The sequence below is a fragment of the Protofrankia sp. Cas8 genome (assembly GCF_963555845.1).
In the GTDB taxonomy this organism is placed as follows: Bacteria; Actinomycetota; Actinomycetes; order Frankiales; family Frankiaceae; genus Protofrankia.
Genome location: NZ_CAUVXI010000057.1, coordinates 20,428 through 27,066 on the forward strand (window position 1 = coordinate 20,428; position 6,639 = coordinate 27,066).

General features: G+C 68.7%; 4 protein-coding genes and 1 pseudogene. All 5 read right to left on the reverse strand.

From position 1 onward, the window contains the following. Positions 1–28: 28 nt before the first annotated feature. Positions 29–466 carry a succinate dehydrogenase hydrophobic membrane anchor subunit gene (locus tag U9977_RS11045; RefSeq protein WP_322749130.1) on the reverse strand — a complete coding sequence of 146 codons (438 nt, stop codon included), beginning with the start codon at positions 464–466 and terminating at the stop codon, positions 29–31. After that, positions 466–861 (reverse strand): succinate dehydrogenase, cytochrome b556 subunit, encoded by a 396-nt coding sequence (gene sdhC / locus U9977_RS11050; RefSeq protein ID WP_322749131.1) that lies wholly within the window; start codon positions 859–861, stop codon positions 466–468. Before sdhC ends, U9977_RS11045 begins: the two co-directional genes overlap by 1 nt. A gap of 318 nt (positions 862–1,179) precedes the next feature. Continuing rightward, a complete protein-coding gene (locus tag U9977_RS11055) occupies positions 1,180–3,090 on the reverse strand; it encodes a protein kinase domain-containing protein (protein ID WP_322749132.1) in 1,911 nt (636 codons plus the stop codon). A gap of 72 nt (positions 3,091–3,162) precedes the next feature. Continuing rightward, complete coding sequence (locus U9977_RS11060) at positions 3,163–5,094, reverse strand: serine/threonine-protein kinase (RefSeq protein WP_322749133.1); 1,932 nt, start codon at positions 5,092–5,094, stop codon at positions 3,163–3,165. Positions 5,095–5,425: 331 nt separating this feature from the next. Continuing rightward, positions 5,426–6,639: pseudogene (locus tag U9977_RS11065) on the reverse strand (hypothetical protein); the annotation flags it as partial.

The following is a 6,639-nucleotide window of genomic DNA, read 5'->3' on the forward strand; positions in this document are numbered from 1 at the left end:
GCTTGGACCTCCGCCTTCCCAGGCGCCATCAGGAGATGTTCGGGTCGAATGTGAAGATGACCAGCGATCCCAGCGTGATGACCAGGGTTGCCGACACGTAGAGCAACATCTTGAGCCAGAACCGGGACTGCGGCCGATCGGCATAGTCATTGATCACTGTTCGCAGGCCATTGGTTCCATGCAGTTCAGCGAGGACGAGCATGAGCAGATCCCAGGTCCGCCAGAACGGCGAGGCCCAGCGGCCCGCGACGAAACCGAAGCCGATGCGCTGCACACCGCCATCGAGGATGTTCATGATGAACAGATGGCCGAGCACCAGGAAGAGCAGCAGAATCCCGGAGACCCGCATGAACAGCCACGCGTAGAGCTCGAAGTTCGTCCGCGCCTTCGGGCTGCCCGGCCGGCGCCGCGGGCTGCGCGGTGCCTCGAGGGCCGGGCCGGTGGCGCCGTCGATTGTTGTCGCCATCAGGACGCGCTCCCGAACAGGGTCTCAAACGTGTGCTTGAGCATGAAGAACGTGCCGGGGACGACGAGGATCAGCCACACGACGATCTCCGTGTAGAGCATCTGACGCTGGAAACGTGGACCGGACTCCCAGAAGTCGATCAGTGTGATCCGGATCCCGTTCAGTGCGTGGAAGACGACCGCGGCTACCAGCCCTACCTCCATCAGGTTCACGATCGGGTTCTTGTAGGTCGCGATCACAGTGTCATAGGACGACGGTGACACCCGCACGAGTGCGGTGTCCAGGACGTGGGCGAACAGGAAGAAAAAGATCAGTACGCCTGTGATCCTGTGGGCAACCCAGGACCACATCCCCTCACGGCCGCGGTAGAGCGTTCCCGCTGGTGCCTTCGGCACTGAAAGCTCCTCCGGACCTGCCTTCCGACAGGCTGGTCCTGATCGTTCCGTCCGGTGACTCGCGGTAACTTAGCTGGCCCGAGCCTCTTGCGTCGGCAGGCGGAGCGAAGCCGACGTGGCAGGTTCGGGCGGCCCCAAGGCGCCTTGAGACATCATGTGGATGATGGTTTGTGTGGACTCGATGTTAGTGCCGACCCCATGGGGGGGCATGCTAGCTCCCGTGACACTTAGGTGAGGTATGTCACAGAAAGTGATCGCCTTCATTGTGCTTCCCCGATAACGGCTGCCGAACCCGCCGATCGTGCGGCCTTCAGGGCGTCACGCAGGAGGAGGCGGCGGCGGCGGAGCTGCTGTCGTGGGCGCCGGAGCTGTGGACGACATGGTCGGGGGTGCCGTCGGGGTGGGCGAGACGACCGGCGTCGTGGGGGTCGGGGCGACGTTGGTGGGGGTCGGGCTGGGGGTCACCGCCTCGGTGGCGACCGGTAGCGCCGCGGTCGGGCTACTGGAGGTTGTCGGTGACGCTCTGCGGCCAGAAGAAAACCTGAGCGACGGTGCGACGCCGGTCGGGAGTACCCGAGGATTGAGGTTGTACTGATCGTCCGCCGTGGTGGTCGCAGCCAGGGTGCCGTTCCCGCTGGGCTCCTGTGGTTGGCCGGAGTCGGTGCCGGGGCTGAGGATCCCGCCGAGCGCTATCGCCGCGCCAACCGCCACGGACGCGGCGGCGACGGCAATAATCACACCGCGTCGGACCGGAGCTTCACCACCGTGGCTGATGTTCGACGCCGGCCTGCCATTCGGGGAGAAGCGATCAAGGAGTACTCCGGACGGGCCGATCGCGATGTCGCCCGAGACGGGTTCCAGACCGTCGTCCGGCACGGCACGTCTGTCGACGCCGAGTCCGGCGGAGCCCGGCGGGCCGGCGGTGCCCCGACGACTCGTCAGAGCGGTGGTACCCGTGACTCCCGCCGCGCCGGCCGGCGAGGGGTCCTTGCGCAGCCCGACGGTCAGCACGGTCCGCGGCTTCTCGCGCACAGCGGAACCGACCGCAACCTCGGCGATTCCGTTCGTACCGACCACGCCGCCGATGTCGGTCGGGCCGTCGTCATCGTCATCGCCATCGGTTGCCAGATCGCCATCGACGTAGGCCGCCAGATTGCCAGCGGCGTTGGCAGCGGATGGGCCGCCGGTCGTTCCGCCGGCCGTGGTCGGGCTCAGGGCCACGGCGTCGGCGTCGGAGTCCCCGGTGGGCAGCAGATCGCCGCCGACGTCCTCAAGACCGGCCGAACCGGGCTCGACCGGCGCGTGGCCACCGTGGTCCGGCGTGTTGATCCCTGGTCTCGACCGGCCGTTGATGACGGAGGCGGGTACGGCCGCGGCGCCCTGGGCGATCGGCGCCAGCCGCTGACGGATCTCCGGTGCCTCCGGACGCTCGGGCGCGGGCCGGTCGAGCAGGTCGCTGAGCAGGTCGCGCAGCGGGCCGGCGAGCACGAACGGACGCCTGCGTCCCTCCACCACGGCAGTGAGAACCGCGTAGGTTTCCGGTCCTTCGAACGGGGGCTGCCCCTCCACCGCCGCGTACAGCGTGGCTCCCAGGCCCCACATGTCGCTCGCGGGACTACCGGAGGAACCACGCACCCGTTCGGGGGCGATGTAGGCGGGCGAACCGACGAGCGCGCCCGTGCCGGTGAGGGTAGAGTCGCCCTCGGTAGCCGCAATCCCGAAGTCGGTCAGGCGGACATGTCCGTCCCGGCCGAGTAGCACGTTGCCGGGTTTGATGTCGCGGTGCAGCACGCCCGCGGAGTGCGCGGCGGCGAGCGCGTCCACGAGGGTGAGCCCGATTGCCGCGACCTGTGCCGGCGGCAGTGGACCGTGCGTGCGGATGGCCTCGCCGAGACTGTCGGCGTTCACCAGCTCCATGACGATCCAATGGCGTTCGGCCTCTTCGGCCACGTCATAGACGGAGACAATCGCCGGGCTGTGTAGACGGGCCAGCGCCCGGGCTTCACGCAGTACCCGCGCTCGGATCGCATCGCGCTCGACCTGGGTGCCGGCGAGCGGAACAAGGATCTCCTTGATCGCTACTGGCCGTTGGAGCAGCTCATCCTCGCCGCACCACACGACACCAGCGCCACCGCGACCGATTGGAGTATCCAGACGGTAGCGCTGAGATACATATCGGGGTGTGCCGTGACGCGAGGAGTCGTCCGGCGGGCGTGTCGATCTGGCCATCGTCTCAAGTCTCGCAGACGCGTTGCTGGCTGTTTCGGCCGCCCTTGCCCAGCGCGGTCCGTTGGTCGCCGTTCACGGGCCTGGCCGGAACGTCGAGAAAAGCCGCCACATCAACGCCAGGTCGGCTGACCAGGTGGCGTCGGCTGTCGACCAGTACAACGCGTAGCCGTGGCCGTTACGAACAACTCCGCGATTGAGGACGCGCACCTTCTTCCCTCCGGATGTGTAGACAAACTCCCAGTCCGCCTGGATCGAGCCGTCCCCACCGTCACTCGGCGCAATCCGCAGCCGCTCGTAGTTCGGTACTTGCGCGCGCAGGCCGGGTTCGTGCGCCTGCCAGTCCACCAACGCGGATGGATTCGCCTGCATTGAGGTGTCGATGCGCAGGTAGGACCCGGTATCCGGATTGCGGAAATCGATTCGCTCGGTGCCGCCGGCAGGGTGCTGTTCCCACCCCTGTGGGTAGGCGATGGACCAGCCGGAGGAGCCACGATACGACTGCCAGCCCGCGGGCGGTGCCACCGGGGTCTGGTCCGTCGGTGGCAGGCCTGGATCATCGGCTGCCGCCGTGCCAGTGGGTGACGCCGCATCCGCGCCGCCCGGGGCCGAGGTCCTGGCCGTACCCGATGGGCGTGTCGTAGTGGATGGGCCGGTGCTGCCGGATCGGCCTGCCGTGCCGGATGGGCCTGCCGTGCCGCTGGACGCGGCAGCCGACTCGGCGCGGTTGCCGGTCGACCCGTCCACGCCCGAGCCCAGTACCGCCGCCGAAGCCCCGGCCACGCCCAGGACGAGTGCCGTGCCGATGACGGCCACCAGCCGCCGGCGCTGGTTGGTGCCCGACCGGGAAGCCGCCCCTGGCAGCGACCCGGGTGCGGCCGGCAGGACCGTGTTCGCCGCGGCTGTACCGGCTGTACCGGCTGTTGGGGTAGCCACAGCCGTCCCGGCCTCGATCGGGATTGAGGTGATCGTGGCCGGTGCGGCGGCTCGTGCGGCGGCTCGTGCGGCGGCTGGTGCGGCGGCTGGTGCGGCGGTCGGTGCCGTGGCCGACGCCGGGCTGGGATGAGCGGCCGCCTGCCCGGCATCCTCCCGGTCCGGGTCGAGGGCGCCGATGCCGGCCGGACGCCGCACGGACTCGCGCTCAGCGACCTCCCGCAGCCGCTGTCTCGCCCGCGGCAGGGCTGGGCGGGCCGACGGCATCGCCGCCATGAGGTCATCGATGATCGGTGCGAGGGCGCCGGCGAGCCGGAACGGCTGGCGCCGTCCGTCGACGATCGCGGTGAGCGTTGCAATGGCGCTGTCGGACTCGTACGGCGGCCCTCCTTCCACCGCGGTGAACAGGGTCGCGCCGAGTGCCCAGATATCGCTACCTGGACCGCCCGCTCCGCCGCGCGCCCGCTCCGGGGCGATGTAGGACGGCGAGCCGAGAAGAACACCGGTCCGGGTCAGCGTCGGATCCCCGGCCGACAGCGCGATGCCGAAGTCGGTCAGCCGCGCGCGTCCGTCGGCACTGATCAGTACGTTGGCGGGCTTCACGTCACGGTGGACGATGCCGCTGCGGTGCGCGGCTTCCAGGGCGTAGCCGAGGCTGATGCCGATCCGGGCGACCCGCTCGCGGGGCAGCGGCCCGGAGCTGCGGATGATGTCCGCCAGCGACGGACCGTCCACCAGTTCCATGACGATCCACGGGCGGTCGTCGGAATCGAGCACGTCGAAGACCGACACGAGGCCCGGATGGTGTAGCCGGCCGGCTGAGCGCGCCTCGCGAAGGACTCGCGTGCGCAGGACCGCCTGTTCGTCCGCGGAGATCGACGGCGGAAGGCGGATCTCCTTGACCGCGACCTCGCGCTGTAGCAGCTCGTCGGTGGCCGCATAGACCACGCCGAAGCCGCCGCGGCCGAGCTCGTCACCGAGCCGGTAACGACCCCCGATGAGGCGGCGCGGGCGTGAATTGCGTCCAGCCTCGGGCTGTTCAGCCTCGGGCGTCGCGTCAGGGTAGAGCGGCATCCGTCCGTTTCACCTCCTCGTTCCCATCGTCGCGGATGTAGCCGACCTTTGCGGGTACCACCGTCCCGGTGGGTCACGGTGTCGGTGCCTGTGGTCGCCAAGCCCGCGTGGTCGACGGTTGGTCCACTTCATCACACACCACCGGATGGGAGGACGCCCGGCTCCGGCCGAACCGTCGGGCGTTGTCGGGCGCTGTGTCGGGCGCTGTGTCGGGCGCTGTCGGGCGTTGGGACAGCACCGGACAGCGCCCTGGGCCGCGTGTCCCGCCCGCCGTACCGGGACCGACCGGTCCGATGGCCGTGATCACGGTGCTCGCGATCCGGCTTTCGGGTCACGCCGGCAGCCAGACGTACACGCCGCCGGTGAATGTCGGTTGGCTCCCCACCAGAAACGTCACCGTGTCGCGCAGCTCGGCCGCGTGCGGGGTTGGGCCGAGTATGACGGCACGTATCCGCAGGCGGGCGAAATCGTCCCGTGCCTGCGCGATCCGGGCCGGGGTCAGGGGTTCGAAGGACATGCCCTTCCCGACATCGGTCAAGAACCGTGCCGTCGCCGTCGGCGTTCGGCCACCCATGAATGCCTGCCCGTCTTCGGCCGGGCCGATGAAATACCCGCCGGGCATCGAAAAATGGAAGCGGGCTGCTGCCTGCCAGAAAAGTGGCGCGGTCTGGACCCCGCTCGGGTACGGCAGGACCAGTACATTCGAATTCGCTGGGAGAATCTCAATGGCGTTGGTGGTGAAGAACGACGGAACATCAGGTGATCGTTCGACGGAGTATGGCCGCGGGACCAGCGGCAGGACGCATACCGCGGCGACAGCGACGGCCACGGTTGCCGTGAGCGGACCGCCGAGGTCGAGCTGAGAAGGTAACCGATCCAGAACGATGGCGAGGACGAGTCCCGCCATCAATGCTGTGCCGAGAGCAAACCTGTCGGGTAGCGCCGCGTCGAAGACAGGAATGCGGGCAACCAGGTGCCACGGCAGTGGCAGGCCCGTCTCGATACCCCTGACGAGCAGCGTGCTGCCCAGGGTCAGGACCGCCAGAGCCACGCCGGTGAGCCCGGCTATGCGTAACCTGAGGTCACGAAAGCCGATCACGGTCGCGGATACACAGATGATCAGAAGGGGCCAGCCGAGGTAGGCCATGTACTCCGGTGCGCCGCCCTGATAGGCGGCCGCCCGCTCGGTCTGTGCCGCCGACGCCAGTAACTGCCGCGCGGAAGGAACGTAGAATCCCGTCAGGTCGCTTTTGAAGAAATTGGTGAGAAACGGGCTGCCGTGGCTCCGTGGAGATCCGAAGAACTGAATTCCCAGGGGGATGCCGGTCAGCGCGAGACAGGACAGGAAAGCGATCAGCAGTGCGCGGGCGGACCCGCCGGCGCGGCGGACGTATTCCGGCCGGCTCGCCATCAGCAGGGCAAGTCCCAGCGTGGCCGTCACCGCGGTGATGAACAGGACCTCTTCACCGGTCAACAGCTGGAGACCGGCGCCCGTGCCCAGCAGGAGGCCTTTTCGTAGCGGCCGGCCAGTCTGCCGGACGATAT